The following is a 15219-nucleotide window of genomic DNA, read 5'->3' on the forward strand; positions in this document are numbered from 1 at the left end:
TCACGTCTCAAGCTTTTCCTTCTGCTTCTCCACCCAATCCCGTCCCGCGTCGCCGCCCCAGAGCAGCCAGGCGATGTAGCCGGCGGACGGATTGTCGTCGTCGCCGAAATTCTTGGCGCGCTTGTCGACCTTGTGGCGGGAAAAGTAGCTCGACATGCGCTTGATCGTGTCGGGCGAAAGATGGGTGCGGTTCTTGAGGTCGCGGGCGCGGGCGACGCCGATCTGCGTGCCGCCGCGCTTGAATTTTTCGCGCAGCGTCAGGCCCTTCTCGGCTTGCCTGGCGACGGCGACCGGCGGAACATGATCGCCGGCCATCAGTGCGCACTCAGTTCCGAATGGCTCTTGAGCACATGCGCGCCATCCTCCTGGCTGATGAGATAGGCCGGTTCGTCGGTCGAGGCCTTGCGCTTGATCTTGTGGCCCTTGATCGTGCGTTCGACATCCTCGGTGAAGCTCTCGTCCACCTTGCCTTCTGCCGTGCCCTGCCCCCATTTCCAGGAAACGGTGGTGCCCTTCGTAAATTTCTTCATCGCTCGCTCCTCTGACGCGACGGTCGGTCGCTTGGACGAAATGCGCGCGCGGGAAACCGGTTCCGTCAGTCGCGGTCGAGATTGCCATCGTGCCAGACGACGTGCCGGCTGGTCTCGGGCAGCGCCTCGATCTCCTCGGCGATGAAATAGGGCGGGATGTCGAGCGCGCGGAGCGCGGCGACGGTGGCGGGCACCCATTTGAATTCGAGATCGTTCTTGCCGTCGCGGTTGCGATGCACGATCTCGCTCGCGTGGAAGGGAAAGACCGGCGGCACCGTCATCAGATAGTAAAAGCCGATCTCGTGATAGTCGCGCGCCTCGTAGCGGAAGAAGTTCTCGACCGTCCACAAAAGCCGCCCCACCGCGACATCGACGCCCAGTTCCTCCTGCATCTCGCGCCGCAGCGTCGCCTCGGAGGTCTCGCCGATTTCGGCGCGACCGCCCGGAAAGGTCCAGAACGTCTCGTGCACAGCCCGATGGACGAGCACGTGCCCGTCGCGAAAGCCGAGCCCGGCGATGCGGAAATTGAACCGTCTGTCGCCGGCATCGAGCCGGACCATCTTGCGCTTCACCATCAGCCGAGCTCCACGACGGTTATTTCCGGCGGCGAACCGAGCCGGACGGGAATGGCGGATGTTCCAAGCCCGCCGGACACGACGAGATGGCGCCCCTCTTCCACGATGTGGCCATAGACATAGCGGCTGCCGAAACGGGAGGGAACGAAGGGGGAATAGCCGAACAGGCGGATCTGTCCGCCATGGGTGTGGCCCGACAGGGTGACCGCGACGCGCGCGGGAACGGTCGGGAAGACGTCGGGTTCATGCGCCATGAGGATGACCGGCGCCTCGTCCGTGACGCGCGCCAGCGTTCCCGCGAGATCGTCGAGGCCCCGCGCCGGCAGCAACTGATCCGCCAGGCCGGCCAGCCAGAAGGCATGGCCATCCTTTTCGAGACGCACGGCCCGGTTTTCGTAGAGCGGCACGCCGAGACGATCGAGAACGTCCTTGACGACGCCGGGACGGCCGGTCTGCATGGCCCGGCGATCGTCCAGCCAATCGTGATTGCCCAGAATGGCGTGAACGCCGAGCGGCGCCTGCAAGGGCCGCAACGCCTCGCCCCAGGCCTCGGGCGGCACCAGCGACCCCAATTCCATGCCGGAGAGAAAGTCTCCGAGAAGCAGGATCATGTCACCGCCGATCCCGTTTGCCTGATGGGCGATCTCGGCGACGCGCGACGCCGGCATATAGGGATCGCAGGCGTGGATGTCGCTGATCAGCACGAGCCGCAGCCGCAACCCCTCGGGCCAGCCGGGCGGCACGATCCTATGGCTGACGACGCGCGGCCGGCCGCGCGGCTCGATGCCGATGCCATAGGCGACCGTGGACAGGACCGCAACAACGAACCCGCCGAAGGTCTTGATGAACCCGCGCCGGGACAGCACTCACTCGTCCTCCTGGAACAGGCGGAATTGCGACGCCTCGAGATCCTTGGGCGGCACGAGGCCGAGATGCTTCCAGGCATTGACCGTGAGAACGCGGCCGCGCGGCGTGCGCTGGATGAAGCCCTGCTGGATCATATAGGGCTCGATGATATCCTCGATCGCATCGCGCGGCTCCGACAGGCCCGCCGCGATCGTCTCGATACCGACGGGACCGCCGCCGAAATTGAGCGCGATCATGCTGAGGTACCGCTTGTCGAGCTGGTCGAGGCCCATATTGTCCACGAGCAGCCGCGTCAGGGCCTCGTCGGCGATCTGCCGCGTCACGGCCTCGGCCCGGGCGACCTGCGCGAAATCCCGCACCCGGCGCAAGAGCCGGCCGGCGATGCGCGGCGTTCCCCGCGCCCGCCGGGCGATTTCGCGCGCACCCTCGTCGGTGATGGCCAGTCCCATCAGCCGCGCGCCGCGCCGCACGATCAGCTCCAGTTCCTCGACGGTGTAGAAGCTGAGCCGCACGGGAATGCCGAACCGGTCGCGCAGCGGCGTGGTGAGCAGCCCGAGCCGCGTGGTGGCGGCGACCAGCGTGAATTTCGACAGGTCGATCTTGACCGATCGCGCGGCCGGGCCTTCGCCGATGATGAGATCGAGCTGGAAATCCTCCATGGCGGGATAAAGGATTTCCTCGACCGCCGGATTGAGGCGGTGGATTTCATCGATGAAGAGCACGTCGCGCTCTTCGAGATTGGTCAAGAGCGCCGCGAGATCGCCGGCCTTGGCGATGACGGGGCCCGAGGTCGAGCGGAAATTGACGCCGAGTTCCTTCGCCATGATCTGCGCGAGCGTCGTCTTGCCGAGACCGGGCGGGCCGACGAACAGCACATGATCCAGCGCCTCGCCGCGGTGCTTGGCCGCCTCGATGAAGACCTTCAGATTGGCCCGCGCCTCCGCCTGGCCGGTAAACTCGTCCAGCGACTGCGGCCGAAGCGCGGTATCGAGATCCTCGCCGCGTTTTTCGGGAGCGATCAGGCGGTCGTCGTCTATCATGCGAGGAGTTCCATTCCGGGGATGAGGCTGGCAGCCGTCCGGTCAAAGGTCACGGTCTTCTCACATCCAGCTTCGCGACACTTGAGAGCAATGAGGACATCGGCAAAATCCGACTTTCCACGCATCAGTTTCAAGGCGAACACGACGAGATCATGGGACTCGACAGACAAACCGCGCACGCGAAGCAGCTTGCCGATGGCCTCGGCAACGTCTGCCCGGGAATATCCGTAGCGTGAGCGGAGCGCCCAGTCCAATTCGATCAGCGTAATGAGGGTGAGATGGCCGACGAAGGTATCGCCCATCTGCTCGCTGAACCGAAGAGCAAGGCGACGCTGTTCGGCGTCGTCATTGACGATCAGGCGCAAAATGACGTTCGTGTCGATACCGCATCGCCTCATGCGGCATCATCCCTCATGTTCCCAATGCCGGACACATGCTGACCGGCGGCCTCCATAACAGCCTCATCCAGCTCTTGAAGAGACGCTTTGCCAGCAGGCGGATCACCCAGGAGACCAGCAAGCTCGCGAAAGTCGATATTCTTGGGTGTTATCACGACTTCGTTCCCCAAAACGCTCCATACAAGTTGGTCGCCCGCTCTGAGACCGAGAGCTTCGCGCGTTTCTTTCGGAATCGTGATCTGGCCTTTTGCCGTCATGGTCAGAATTTTCGTCATAAGATGCTCCTTTCCGACAAAATAGCATTTGTCAGACCAACCGGAAACAGGAGGAATTTGGCCAAGAGTGGACGACTACTGCGACAACTCCCGCAGCCCGAGCCGGATCAGCTTGGCACTATCCGCCCCCTCGCCGCCGTTGCGCAGGGCCGCGGCGATGGCGTTGGCGGCCTGGTCGCGGGAATAGCCGAGATTGGTGAGGGCGGAGACGGCGTCGGCCACCGGCGCGGGCACGGCGCCTTCGCCGAGTTCCTGCTTGAAGCCGATGCCGGCCGCGGCCTCGCCGGCAAAAGCCGGCGCCTTGTTCTTCAGCTCGGTGACGATGCGCACCGCGACCTTGGGGCCGACGCCCGGGGCGCGCGAGATCGACGTCTTGTCCTGAAGCGCGATGGCATTGGCAAGCTCGCCGGGCGTGAGAACCGAGAGAACGGCAAGCGCCACCTTGGCGCCGACGCCCTGCACACTCTGCAGCAGCCGGAACCATTCGCGCTCCAGCGCGGAAAGAAAGCCGAACAGGCGCAGCTGGTCTTCCCGGACATAGGTCTCGATGAACAGCACAGCCGCCTCGCCGGCCGAGCCGAGCTTGCCGAGCGTGCGCGCCGAGCAATAGGCGACATAGCCGACGCCGTGGACGTCGATCACCACATGGTCGTCGCCGATCTCGTCGATCGTGCCCTTCAACTTGCCAATCATCCGCGTCGGTCCCCGAGTGAAAAACGATAACTTACAGGCGATCTCTCACGCCGGAACCGTTACGCGGTGGCCGCCGCGATGCGATGGGCGAGGCTGCCCGCGAAACTCTGGCGATTGTGCGCGTGGCAGATGGCAATGGCCAGCGCATCGGCGGCATCGTTGCCCTTGAAGGTCGCCTTCGGCATCAGAACCTTGATCATCATGTGGATCTGCTGTTTTTCGCCATGGCCGACGCCGATCACGGATTTCTTGACCGCATTGGGCGCATATTCCGCGACCCTCAAACCGGCGCGGGCGGGCACAAGCATGGCAATGCCGCGCGCCTGTCCGAGCTTCAGCGTCGCCACCGCGTCCTTGTTGACGAAGGTCTGCTCGACGGCCGCTTCGTCCGGCTTGTGGAGATGAAGGACGTCGGCAAGCCCGTCATGCAGCTGGCAGAGACGCGAGGCGAGATCCGCATCGCCATCCGACAGGATCGTGCCGGAACCCACGAAGCGCAACGTGTTGCCCAGCGTGTCGATCACGCCCCACCCCATGCGCCGGAGCCCGGGATCGATACCGATAATGCGAATCGTGGATTGCATGAAATCATCCTAGCCTTTGCACCCGGACGCTGCCAGCAAAATGTGAACAAAACAAAAACATCGGCAAGACCCGTCAACGCCCTGCCCTTGGATTTGCCGCTGAGCCCTCTTACATGACAAGGATATTCATCAATTGAAGGCCGCTCGCCATGGTCCCCTTTTCCATTCTCGACCTGTCGCCCATCACGCAGGGCAGCACCGTTTCGCAGGCGCTCGACAACTCCCGGCGCCTGGCGCAGGAGGCGGAGCGCGCCGGATACGAACGGTTCTGGCTGGCGGAACATCACGGGATGAGCGGCATTGCCAGTGCGGCGACCGCGCTCGTCATCTCGCATGTGGCGGCGGGAACGAAGACGATCCGCGTGGGATCGGGCGGCATCATGCTGCCGAACCACGCGCCGCTCGTCATCGCCGAACAGTTCGGCACGCTCGCAGCGCTCTATCCCGGCCGGATCGACCTCGGCCTCGGCCGCGCGCCGGGCACGGACATGCGCACGGCGGCGGCACTCAGGCGCCATATGGAAGGCAGCGCCAATTCCTTCCCGAACGACGTCGTGGAATTGCAGGGGCTGCTCGGCATGCCGCGCGAGGGCGAGGTGATCGCCACGCCCGGTGCCGGCACCAACGTTCCGATCTGGCTGCTCGGCTCCAGCCATTACAGCGCGCAGCTCGCCGGCATGCTCGGCCTGCCCTTTGCTTTCGCGTCGCATTTCGCGCCGGACATGCTGTTTTCGGCACTGGAGATCTATCGCGAGCGTTTCGAGCCTTCCGCCATTCTCGACAAGCCCTATGCCATGGTCGGCATCATGGGCGTGGCGGCGGATACGGACGAAGAGGCGCGCCGTCTCTTCACCTCGATGCAGCAATCCTTCGTGGCGCTGCGGCGCAACGCGCGGGGCCAGTTCCCGCCGCCGGTCGACAGCATGGACGGCCTCTGGAACGCATCGGAAAAAGGCTTCGTCGATCACGCGATGAGCTATGCGATCGTCGGCGGCCCGGAGACGGTGCGCCGCAAGACGCAGGCGTTCCTGGCCGATACGCGCGCGGACGAGCTGATCATCTCCATGCCCGTCTTCGACATGGATGCCCGTCTGAAATCGGTACGCCGTTTTGCGGAAGCGCGGCAGGAGCTTGCCGCCGCAGCCTGATGCCGGCTCAGCCGCGCAGGCTGGCGGCCATGCGGCGCAGATCGCCCGTGGCCGCGCCCGGCGTTTCCCGGTCGGGGCTTTGCCCGATGACGACCCGGCCGCGCCCGAGCGATTTCGCCGTGTAGAGCGCATCGTCCGCCGCGCGGAACGCGGCATCGCACGTGGTCGATCCATCCATGACCTGGCAGAGCCCGAACGAGGCGGCGATTTCGATCCGGTGTCCCGGCGGATAGGCGCCCGGCAGATACATCGGTGCCGACAGCGCCTCTCCCAGACGCAGACACGCGGCCTCAGCCTCGGTCAGGGTGATGGACGGCATGAGGATTGCGAACTCGTCGCCGCCGAGACGGAAAAGCCTGTCCTCCTTTCGCGCCGTGGCACGAAGCCGCGATGCGACCGCGCGCAGCAGATCGTCGCCGATCGCATGACCATAGGTGTCGTTGACGCCCTTGAACCCGTCGAGATCGAGGCAGGCGACGACGAGCGTGCCTCTGTCCACCTCCGTGTCATAGGTTCTGTCGAGCAGCGCCCGGTTGGCAAGGCCCGTGAGCACGTCATGCGTGGCGGCATGCGCCATCTGGCGCTCGCGCGTGACCAGCATCTGGGCGGTCGTCTGCGAGATGCGCAGGAGAAGGATGCCGCCGGCCATCAGCACGAAGAAGATCGTCAGGATCAGCGGCATCGCCTGGTAGAGCATGTCGCGGGCCGGCGTCGGCGGCCGCCAGGAGAGGACCTGCACCTCGCCATCCGGACCGACGGCGATTTCGGTGCGGGCCCGCTCGGGCGCGACCTCGGTCAAACGGCTAACGCGGGCGTCGTCGAGCAGGAACCGCGTTCCGAAGAAATCCTGAAGGCTGCTGCCGATCGGCATGGCGGTGATGAGCACAGGCGCCCGATCGCCTTTCAGCCGCGTCGTGCCGAAATCCGGCTGGAACAGGCTGGCTGACAAAAGCACGGCATCCTGCCCGATAACCTCGATCCGGCTCGTTGAAATGGGCTGGGGAATGCCCGGCGCCTTCGGCGCCGTCTCGCGCCTGCGCACCTCGGCGACCAGCGACCCGGTATCCGCAACGATTCGCGCGGCGCCCCTCGAAAAGAATGGCCGCAACGCGACCGTTTCGTCGGTCCGAGTGTAGAGAATGCTGTCGTCGGGCTTGAGGACCGCGGTAAAGCGCGTCCGCGAAGTGCCGGTGAGGGACGCGCCGATATTGCGATCCGTCCATTCGAAGTCGAACTGCGTGTCGAGCTTGGCGATCGCCTCGTCCCAGATGGTCCAGGAGGTCAGCGCGAACTCGATATCGGCGATCCAGAGCGCGAGATTGCGCTTGACCAGCGTCTCCTGCTGAACCCGTGCCTCGCCATCGATCCGGGCTGCACCATAATAGGGCACCGTCGCCATGGCGGCGATGAAAAGGGCGATGCCGCCAATGGCCGGCCCGACGAGTTTGAGGTGAACGAAGCGCAATCCCGGCCCGCTTTCCAATCCAGCTTTCAGGTGGGACCCGCACGAACGCCGTGCGCCGGACGCACGACTGCGCTTCCGCCGATCCATCAACCGATGCGAGAGAGGCCTCGATCATAACGAGGCGCCGGCAGCAGCGGACAGGCCGCATGCTGACGGACAGGTCTTACGATAAAGTTAGCACAGACGCAGGCATACACCAAAAACAATCGGCGAAACCCGCAATGTGCAACCTGCGGATCAGGCCGACAGCTTGGCCATGACCTCGTCGGACACTTCGAAATTGGCGTAGACGTTCTGCACGTCGTCGTCGTCTTCCAGCGTATCGATGAGCTTCATCAGCGATTCTGCCCGCTCCTCATCGACCGGAACGCTGTTTTGCGCCTTCCAGATCGCCTTCACGGTCTCGGCTTCGCCGAGCGTCGCTTCCAGCGCCTTGGAGACCTCGCCGATATCCTCGAAGCCGCAGATGATCGTGTGGCCGTCCTCGTCGCTGGTGACATCCTCGGCACCGGCCTCGATGGCCGCTTCCATCACGGCATCCGCCGTTCCGACGTCGGCCTTGTAGGTGATTTCGCCGACACGATCGAAGGAGAAGGAGACCGAACCGGTTTCCCCCAGCGCCCCGCCGGCCTTGGTGAAGGTCGAGCGGACATTGGAGGCGGTGCGGTTGCGATTGTCGGTCAGCGCCTCGACGATCACGGCGACGCCGCCCGGGCCGTAGCCCTCGTACCGGATTTCGTCGTAGTTCTCGCTATCGGCACCGGACGCCTTCTTGACGGCGCGCTCGATATTGTCGCGCGGCATGGACTGCGCCTTGGCATTCTGGATGGCGAGACGCAGACGGGCGTTCATCGAGGGGTCGGGAAGGCCGGCCTTGGCGGCGACGGTGATTTCGCGCGCAAGCTTGGAAAACATCTTTGACCGCACGGCGTCCTGTCGGCCCTTGCGGTGCATGATGTTCTTGAACTGTGAATGGCCGGCCATGGCGCCCTCTTGGATAAACTCTGCCGATGATGGGATCGGGCCGCCTTATAATTTCATCCGGCCGGTTCGTCCAGCCTGTTGTCCGGCTCATCGTGGGCAGACAGCCTCAAAGCCCCTGGAGAACCATGATCAGAGGCTTCTTCGGCAAGGTCGCGAGAGAGACGGTGACGGTGGCGCTGTCGGCCGTCGCCCGGTCGAAGCCGGGGCCGAAGAGACCGAGGAAGCTCTCGACGGGCGGGCCGCGCCGGTGCATGGGCAGGATCAGCGCCGAGCGCAACCGGCTGACGACGCGCACCATGCTCTCCGCGCCCATGGTCAAACCGCCATCCACGGGCACCATCACGACATCCAGACGGCCGATTTCCGCATAATCCGTCTCGGCGAGTTCGTGATGCAGATGACCGAGATGCCCGATGCAGAGACCCGCGACCTCGAAGATGAAGATCGAATTGCCGTCCGGCTCCATCGCGCCGCCAGAGCCGGCGCGGATATCGGTCGGCACATTGCGGATATAGGCGTCGCCGACGACGAGGTCGTGGTCGGCCGCAGCGCCATTGTCGCCCCAGCCGTGCAGCACATGGGCGATCTCGGGCCCCGGCGTCAGCGTGTAATGGGTGGAATGCGCCTTGTTCATCGTCGCCACCAAAGGCGGCTGCGCCGGGCGGTGGAAGCCGGAATAATCGGTCGCGATCGTCACCCCCTCCGGCGTTTCGATGAGGAAGGTGGAGTGCCCGAGAAAGGTGATCGCGACCGTTTGGTCGCGCAGGGCCGCCGGCTGCAGCGGCGGTGCGAAGGGACCGGCGCTCGCCAGGCGGACGAAACCGGCATCCGGCAGGGTTTGCGCGATGGCCTGGCACTGGCTGACGGCCGGCCGCTGCGGCGCTTGCGCCCGGGCAATCGAGGACAGCGCGAAAACCGCGACGGACGTCAAGAAACAGCAGGCGAAAGCGGCAGATCGCAGCATGGGACACCCTGACCCCGGTTCGGCGCGTGTTCGGCGGTCGGATCAGGATATGCGCAGGCAGGGTGGGGTAAAGGGGCACTGCGTCACAATCGCGTCATTGCAGGGCGTGCGGTCAGAGCTTGGCGGCGCGCAGCACCTGATTGATCCGCTCTTCCCAGCCTTCGCCGGTTGCTCGGAATTTGGCCACCACATCGCCGTCGAGATCGACGCGTTCCCTGGACGCTTCCCGCTCCGCTTCGGCCCGCCGGATGCTCTCGGCGAGATCGGGGAAGACCTCGGCAAAGGGGCGCGCTTGCGCAAGCTCTTCATCCGTGGCTTCTGGAGCATCCGGATCGGAAGCGATCTTCTTCTGAATCTCGGCTTCGTCAGCCTCTCTGACAGGCCACAGGATTTTCCTAGCTTTGCTCATGAACTGCCCTTTCCTTCTTGCTCGCCAGACGGAAGGAGATGATCGAGATCGCCTCCGTGCCAAGAGGCGAGAAGACCACGGCCGTGATGACATGCTCGTGTTGCGCGATGGCCAGCATCCGGGCCTGTTTCGCCGGAACGATGATCGCACGCATAAAATAGGATGCGTCTAGATCTCCGAAATCCAGCGCGTGCTTCCGGATATTGCTCTGCCGCTTGATCTCGTCGAACACGATCCGCATGGATATCGTAACACACTCCGCCAGCCCGCCAAGCGTTCTCGATGGAGACCAGAAAACGCGCCGGAGCGGATGATGTCAATATGATGCGTGCCTAATGTATAACGACTGACCGATCCGCACCCTCACGCCCAGAACGACGGCACGGTCTCCGAAAGGCGCGGGCCGATGCGCAAGGGGGCGATGGCTTCGGCAAGGCCGGTGCGGTCGGAGATCTCCACGCCGACGCCGCAGAGGGTGGCGGGGCCGGAGGCCGCTTCGAAGCGGCCCTTGGGCATCTTGGAAATGAAGCGGTTGAGCGGCTCTTCCTTTTCCATGCCGAGCGATGAGTCGTAGTCGCCGCACATGCCGGCGTCGGACAGATAGGCAGTGCCGCCGTTGAGGATCTGGTGGTCGGCGGTGGGAACATGGGTGTGGGTGCCGACGACGAAGCTGGCACGGCCATCGACGAAATGGCCGAAGCACTGCTTTTCGCTGGTCGCCTCGGCATGGAAATCGAACACGATCGCATCCGCCTGCTCTTTCAGCGGACAGGCGGCGAGAATGGCCTCGGCCGACTTGAAGGGATCGTCGAGCTCGGGATGCATGAACACGCGGCCCATGATGTTGGCGACGAGGACGCGCGCGCCGTTGCGGGCGAAATAGAGGCCGGAACCGCGGCCGGGCGTGCCGGCGGGATAGTTGGCCGGCCGCAGGAACTGGTCGTGCCGCTGGCAGAAGGTCACCGCCTCCTTCTGGTCCCAGACATGGTTGCCGGTGGTGACGACATCGGCGCCGGCATTGATCGTTTCCAGAAAGATATCCTCGGTGATGCCGAAGCCGCCGGCCGCATTCTCGCCATTGACGATGACGAAGTCGAGTTTGAGGTCGGAGACGAGGCCCGGAAGCTTCTCCCAGACGGCCGTCCGGCCCGTCTTGCCCACCATGTCGCCGAGGAACAGAAGTCTCATGTCAGATCGATCTCGCTTACAGAGCGCCGCGCATCTCGATCAGGCCTTCCTCTGTCAGGATGGCATCGAGCGGGATGTCGTGCGGCTCAAAAGGCACTGATGCCACTTCCTGGCAGGCGAATGCAATCCCGATCAAGCGCGGTCGCGTTCCCAGCGCGTCGAGGCGGGCGATCGCGCGGTCGTAGTGACCGGCGCCATAACCGATCCGGTGGCCGCCGCGATCGAACGCCGAGAGCGGCACCAGCATGACATCCGGATCGACCACCGGCGCGGTCTCGCCCGGCCCCGCGGTGCCGAAGCCGGTCTTCACGATCGGCGCGCCGACCGGGTAGTCGCGGAAAACGATGGTTTCGCGATCAAGGACGACGGGCAGGCAAAGGCCGGCACCCTGGCGACGGAGCTCTTCCATCAGCGGGCGGATATCGGGTTCGGAGCGGATCGGCCAGAAGCCGGAGACCAGAGCGCCATCGATCTCGAAGGCTTCGCGAAACGCCGGCGCGGAGACATGGTCGAGCATGGCGGCGGCACCGGCCGCACGCACATCCGGGGACAGGGCGTCTCGCAGCGCCAGCCGCTCGGCGCGCAGCAGCGCCTTTCGTTCTCGCAAAGTCAGCGTCATGGTCCACTCCTCATCTCCACGCGGTTTGAACCCTGCGGAGGCGGAGATCAAGCCGGGCGAAAGCTGGGGATGTCAGGGCGAGGAGACACACGACGGCGTGCAAGGCGGTGGCCCCTTGCCGGTTCGGCATGCACGGAAGACGAAAAGTGCGATCCACACGACCGATGGATGTTTACGATCCTGGGTGCCTACAAACGTAGGTGGGCGCCATATGCCCAGGCCCACGAGCCTGGACAGGGACAGCTCCCGTTGGATCGAGTATGGCCCCAGGGATTGTGGTTCCTGTCGTGAAGCGCAGACCGCAACACGAATATAGAGTGCTTCGGTGCGGCATGCCAGAGGCGATTGCGAAATCGGCGTGGCAGGGGCGCTCTTGCGAAAAAAGACGCCTAGCGCGAATGCGCCGTGGGATGGGCGGGCTGGGCCGGAGGCGTCGGGCGATTGACGATGCGGGCGGCCAGCCCCTGGATCTGGGTGGTGACTTCGGTCAGCGCAGACGCCAGCGCCTCCTCGGCATCGGCCTGCTCGGCGACGGCGGCATCGCGGGCCCGCTTCAGCCCGTCCACCTCGGTTTCCAGCGCCTTCAGCCGGCGATCCACCTCGGAGAGTTCGTCCGTCACCATGATGGCGGCCATCACCGTCAGGCGGAGATCGCCGATCTCGCCGAACTGGCCCTTGAGATGGCTGACATACTGGTCGAAGCGGGCGGCGAGATCGGTGAGATGATCCTCCTGCCCTTCCTCGCAGGCCATGCGATAGGCCTTGCCGTCGATCGTCACGGTGACTTGCGCCATTGGCTAACTCCCGGCCCGAGGCCCGTTGACGGAAGATATCGGGATCATCGGGCGCATCATCGGTCGAGAACCGCGCGGATGGTTTCCATCGCGGTCACGAGACGGCGGGAAACCTCGCGGTTGACCTCTTCGAGACGGTTGGCGCGAAACTGCGACTGGTCGAGTTCCTGGGCGAGCCGCGCCCTGTCCGTGTTGACCCGGCGAACCTCGCCCTCGATCTCCACCCGGTCGCGTTCGCGGTCCAGCCGGCCGTCGATCGCGCTTTCCAGACCGGTCACAGCCCCCTTCAGCGCGTCGATTGCCGCCCTGACTGTCTTTCCTGCCGCCATCGTGTCTGCTTCCAATCCATGGCCGGGGCACCGAATCGGCAAGCTGCACCCTCGACAAAGCCAATCGCAGTATTAGACTCAATCCATCGGACGATACAACGCCGGCCTGTCAGCTTCAGGCTGGAAGCTGTGGATCAAGCACGATTTTTCGCGCTTCGACAGCGATGAGACGCCTGCCGTCTTTGTTGACTCCACCGGGCGAGGTGCTATGTCTCACCCGCTTCCGATGCGGTCTTTGGAGGATAGAGACCGTTCCCTGATCATCAAGCTTAAGCGGAACAGTCATGATCTCGAATGAACAACACGACCGGATGGCGAATGCGATCCGTTTTCTGGCCATGGATGCGGTGGAGAAGGCTAATTCCGGCCACCCCGGCCTTCCCATGGGAGCGGCGGATATCGCGACCGTTCTTTTCACCAAATACCTGAAATTCGACCCCAAGAACCCCCATTGGCCTGACCGCGACCGTTTCGTCCTGTCGGCCGGCCATGGCTCGATGCTGCTCTATGCCCTGCTCTACCTCACCGGTTATCAGGATATGACCATCGAGGACATCAAGCAGTTCCGCCAGCTCGGCTCCAAGACCGCCGGCCACCCGGAATTCGGCCATGCCACAGGCATCGAGACGACGACCGGCCCGCTCGGCCAGGGCATTGCCAATGCCGTGGGCATGGCGATTGCCGAGCGTAAGCTCGAACAGGAGTTCGGCTCGGACCTGCAGGACCACTACACTTACGCGCTTTGCGGCGACGGCTGCCTCATGGAAGGCATCAGCCACGAGGCGATCGCGCTCGCCGGGCACCTGAAGCTGAACAAGCTCGTGCTCTTCTGGGACAACAACTCGATCACCATCGACGGCGCCGTCTCGCTGTCGGACTCGACCGACCAGGTCGCCCGCTTCAAGGCGGTGCACTGGAACACGATCGAAGTCGACGGCCATGACCAGAAGGCGATCTCCGACGCCATCGAAGCCGCGCATACATCCGACCGCCCGACCTTCATCGCCTGCAAGACCGTCATCGGCTTCGGCGCACCGAACAAGGCCGGCACCCACAAGGTTCACGGCTCGCCGCTCGGTGCGGAAGAGATCGCCGCGACCCGCAAGGCGCTGAACTGGGAATCGGAAGCCTTCGACACGCCGGCCGACGTTCTCGATGCCTGGCGCAGTGCCGGCGAGCGTTCGGTTCAGGCCCGCAAGGCCTGGGAATCGCGCCTGTCGTCCACGGATGACGCCAAGAAGGCCGAGTTCACCCGCCGCTTCGCCGGCGCGCTGCCGGCCGGTTTCGACAAGGCCATCGACGACTACAAGAAGAAGCTCGCCGAGAAGCCCCCGACCATCGCGACCCGCAAGGCGTCGGAAGATGCGCTGGAAGTCATCAACGGCTTCCTGCCGGAAACGCTGGGCGGCTCTGCCGACCTGACGCCGTCCAACAACACCAAGACCAGCCAGATGACGTCGATCACCCCGACGGATTTCGGCGGCCGCTACATGCACTGGGGCATCCGCGAACACGGCATGGCTGCGGCCATGAACGGCGTCGCGCTCCACGGCGGCCTGATCCCCTACTCCGGCGGCTTCATGATCTTCTCGGACTACTGCCGTCCGTCGATCCGCCTGGCCGCGCTGATGGGCATCCGCGTCATCCACGTGCTGACGCATGACAGCATCGGCGTGGGCGAAGACGGCCCGACGCACGAGCCGGTCGAGCATATGGCCGCACTTCGGGCGATCCCAAACCTGTTGATGTTCCGCCCGGCCGACGCCGTGGAAACGGCGGAATGCTGGCAGCTGGCGCTGGAAGACGGCAAGCGGCCCTCGGGCCTGGCGCTGACCCGCCAGAACCTGGCGCCGGCCCGCACCACCTATTCGCAGGAAAACCTCTGCGCCAAGGGTGCCTACGAGCTGATCGCCGCCGATAACGCCAAGGTCTCAATCTTCGCCTCCGGCTCGGAAGTCGAGATCGCCGTCAAGGCGGCGGCCGACCTCAAGGCCAAGGGCATCGCCGCCCGCGTCGTATCCGTGCCGTGCTTCGAACTCTTCGAAGACCAGTCGGAAGACTACCAGGCGGCCGTGATCGGCACCGCGCCCGTCAAGATCGCGGCGGAAGCCGCCGTCCGCCAGGGCTGGGATCGCTTCATCGGCAATGACGGCGCCTTCGTCGGCATGCACTCCTTCGGTGCGTCCGGCCCTGCCAAGGATCTCTTCAAGCACTTCGGCATCACCTCGGACGCGATCGTCGCGGCTGCGGAAGCCAAGCTCGCCTAACCACCTCCCAGAAGGGGCATGCGCGCTCGCGCATGCCCGATGACGACGCATGAACCCGGGACGTCTCTTCAGACACGTCTTCATACCCGA

General features: G+C 64.5%; 20 protein-coding genes and 1 other RNA gene. 2 read left to right on the forward strand and 19 right to left on the reverse strand.

Annotated elements, in window-relative coordinates; all coding sequences use genetic code 11:
* The 9 genes from ASG39_RS15000 to ruvC form a co-directional block, all read right to left on the reverse strand.
* The gene (locus ASG39_RS15000) at window positions 1-315 is read right to left on the reverse strand and encodes a hypothetical protein (protein ID WP_062595776.1); all 315 of its coding nucleotides are present in this window, start codon (window positions 313-315) and stop codon (window positions 1-3) included.
* Window positions 315-530 (reverse strand): DUF2945 domain-containing protein, encoded by a 216-nt coding sequence (locus ASG39_RS15005; RefSeq protein ID WP_062595777.1) that lies wholly within the window; start codon window positions 528-530, stop codon window positions 315-317. Before ASG39_RS15005 ends, ASG39_RS15000 begins: the two co-directional genes overlap by 1 nt.
* Window positions 531-595: 65 nt before the next feature.
* Window positions 596-1105, reverse strand: a complete 510-nt coding sequence (locus ASG39_RS15010; protein WP_062595778.1) for an NUDIX hydrolase — start codon at window positions 1103-1105, stop codon at window positions 596-598.
* The gene (locus tag ASG39_RS15015; protein ID WP_062595779.1) at window positions 1105-1971 is read right to left on the reverse strand and encodes a metallophosphoesterase; all 867 of its coding nucleotides are present in this window, start codon (window positions 1969-1971) and stop codon (window positions 1105-1107) included. Before ASG39_RS15015 ends, ASG39_RS15010 begins: the two co-directional genes overlap by 1 nt.
* Window positions 1972-3012 (reverse strand): Holliday junction branch migration DNA helicase RuvB, encoded by a 1041-nt coding sequence (gene ruvB / locus ASG39_RS15020; protein ID WP_062595780.1) that lies wholly within the window; start codon window positions 3010-3012, stop codon window positions 1972-1974. It lies immediately after the preceding gene.
* Complete coding sequence (locus ASG39_RS15025) at window positions 3009-3410, reverse strand: type II toxin-antitoxin system VapC family toxin (RefSeq protein WP_062595781.1); 402 nt, start codon at window positions 3408-3410, stop codon at window positions 3009-3011. The genes ruvB and ASG39_RS15025 overlap by 4 nt, the downstream gene beginning before the upstream one ends.
* Window positions 3407-3685, reverse strand: a complete 279-nt coding sequence (locus tag ASG39_RS15030; RefSeq protein ID WP_062595782.1) for an AbrB/MazE/SpoVT family DNA-binding domain-containing protein — start codon at window positions 3683-3685, stop codon at window positions 3407-3409. Before ASG39_RS15030 ends, ASG39_RS15025 begins: the two co-directional genes overlap by 4 nt.
* A 75-nt stretch (window positions 3686-3760) precedes the next feature.
* Window positions 3761-4378, reverse strand: a complete 618-nt coding sequence (gene ruvA / locus ASG39_RS15035; protein ID WP_062595783.1) for a Holliday junction branch migration protein RuvA — start codon at window positions 4376-4378, stop codon at window positions 3761-3763.
* 59 nt (window positions 4379-4437) lie between these two features.
* Entirely contained in the window at window positions 4438-4962 is a 525-nt protein-coding gene (ruvC, locus tag ASG39_RS15040; protein ID WP_062595784.1) for a crossover junction endodeoxyribonuclease RuvC, read from the reverse strand.
* A gap of 149 nt (window positions 4963-5111) precedes the next feature.
* Between ruvC and ASG39_RS15045 the strand changes: the two genes are divergently transcribed.
* On the forward strand, window positions 5112-6110 hold the full coding sequence (locus ASG39_RS15045; RefSeq protein ID WP_062595785.1) for an LLM class flavin-dependent oxidoreductase: 999 nt from the start codon (window positions 5112-5114) through the stop codon (window positions 6108-6110).
* A 7-nt stretch (window positions 6111-6117) separates the two neighbouring features.
* Here ASG39_RS15045 and ASG39_RS15050 read toward each other — a convergent pair whose 3' ends face one another.
* The 10 genes from ASG39_RS15050 to ASG39_RS15095 all read right to left on the reverse strand — a co-directional run bounded on the left by ASG39_RS15050 (window position 6118) and on the right by ASG39_RS15095 (window position 12862).
* Window positions 6118-7575, reverse strand: a complete 1458-nt coding sequence (locus ASG39_RS15050) for a diguanylate cyclase (protein WP_062595786.1) — start codon at window positions 7573-7575, stop codon at window positions 6118-6120.
* A gap of 237 nt (window positions 7576-7812) precedes the next feature.
* On the reverse strand, window positions 7813-8559 hold the full coding sequence (locus tag ASG39_RS15055; protein WP_062595787.1) for a YebC/PmpR family DNA-binding transcriptional regulator: 747 nt from the start codon (window positions 8557-8559) through the stop codon (window positions 7813-7815).
* A 106-nt stretch (window positions 8560-8665) separates the two neighbouring features.
* A complete protein-coding gene (locus ASG39_RS15060) occupies window positions 8666-9523 on the reverse strand; it encodes an MBL fold metallo-hydrolase (protein ID WP_062595788.1) in 858 nt (285 codons plus the stop codon).
* Window positions 9524-9635: 112 nt separating this feature from the next.
* Window positions 9636-9932 (reverse strand): BrnA antitoxin family protein, encoded by a 297-nt coding sequence (locus ASG39_RS15065; protein WP_062595789.1) that lies wholly within the window; start codon window positions 9930-9932, stop codon window positions 9636-9638.
* Window positions 9919-10173 (reverse strand): BrnT family toxin, encoded by a 255-nt coding sequence (locus ASG39_RS15070; protein WP_062595790.1) that lies wholly within the window; start codon window positions 10171-10173, stop codon window positions 9919-9921. Before ASG39_RS15070 ends, ASG39_RS15065 begins: the two co-directional genes overlap by 14 nt.
* Before the next feature lie 122 nt (window positions 10174-10295).
* Window positions 10296-11120: a TIGR00282 family metallophosphoesterase gene (locus ASG39_RS15075; RefSeq protein WP_062595791.1), complete on the reverse strand. Its 825-nt coding sequence runs from the start codon at window positions 11118-11120 to the stop codon at window positions 10296-10298.
* Between the two features lie 16 nt (window positions 11121-11136).
* The gene (locus ASG39_RS15080) at window positions 11137-11733 is read right to left on the reverse strand and encodes a 5-formyltetrahydrofolate cyclo-ligase (protein WP_062595999.1); all 597 of its coding nucleotides are present in this window, start codon (window positions 11731-11733) and stop codon (window positions 11137-11139) included.
* 152 nt (window positions 11734-11885) lie between these two features.
* A non-coding RNA gene (ssrS, locus tag ASG39_RS15085) (6S RNA) lies at window positions 11886-12043 on the reverse strand.
* 85 nt (window positions 12044-12128) lie between these two features.
* Window positions 12129-12533: a cell division protein ZapA gene (locus tag ASG39_RS15090; protein ID WP_062595792.1), complete on the reverse strand. Its 405-nt coding sequence runs from the start codon at window positions 12531-12533 to the stop codon at window positions 12129-12131.
* 56 nt (window positions 12534-12589) lie between these two features.
* Window positions 12590-12862 carry a DUF4164 domain-containing protein gene (locus ASG39_RS15095; RefSeq protein WP_062595793.1) on the reverse strand — a complete coding sequence of 91 codons (273 nt, stop codon included), beginning with the start codon at window positions 12860-12862 and terminating at the stop codon, window positions 12590-12592.
* Between the two features lie 284 nt (window positions 12863-13146).
* Here ASG39_RS15095 and tkt point away from each other — a divergent pair, with 284 nt between their 5' ends.
* Window positions 13147-15129, forward strand: a complete 1983-nt coding sequence (tkt, locus tag ASG39_RS15100; protein WP_062595794.1) for a transketolase — start codon at window positions 13147-13149, stop codon at window positions 15127-15129.
* Window positions 15130-15219 lie beyond the last annotated feature (90 nt).

The sequence above is a fragment of the Rhizobium sp. Leaf371 genome, from assembly GCF_001424045.1.
In the GTDB taxonomy this organism is placed as follows: Bacteria; Pseudomonadota; Alphaproteobacteria; order Rhizobiales; family Rhizobiaceae; genus Ferranicluibacter.